Below are 424 nucleotides of genomic sequence, written 5' to 3'. Positions count from 1 at the left end.
ATCTATATCGGGGCGGCGGTCGAAGATAAGCAGCCAGCCCTCTTTGGTGCCCACTGTGTCCATATAGTTGATGAGTTGACTTTTTTTTGTATGTCATTAGATAAGCCGCTTATCATCTTTTTCGATGAAGCCGACTGCTTGAGTGAGGGTACATTGATTACTTTTCTCCGACAATTGAGAGACGGTTACAATACGCGCGGTAATACCCCGTTTGTCCATTCGATAGCCTTGGTGGGTATGCGCAACATTCGCGATTTCAAAGCAAAAATCCGTCCCGACAGCGAGTCATTGGGCAGCGCAAGTCCTTTTAATGTGATTACCGAAGCGATGACTTTCAACAATTTCACAAAGGAAGACATAGTGAAATTATATGCTCAGCATACTGCTGAGACAGGGCAAGTCTTTGAGCCGGATGCCATTGAAT

1 pseudogene is annotated in these 424 nt (G+C 45.3%); it reads left to right on the top strand.

The window, feature by feature from the left end:
• Positions 1-424 (top strand): annotated as a pseudogene (locus ASC50_RS05015) (hypothetical protein); the annotation flags it as partial.

This window comes from Candidatus Symbiothrix dinenymphae (assembly GCF_001431085.1).
This window is presented reverse-complemented; position numbering and strand designations above follow the sequence as displayed.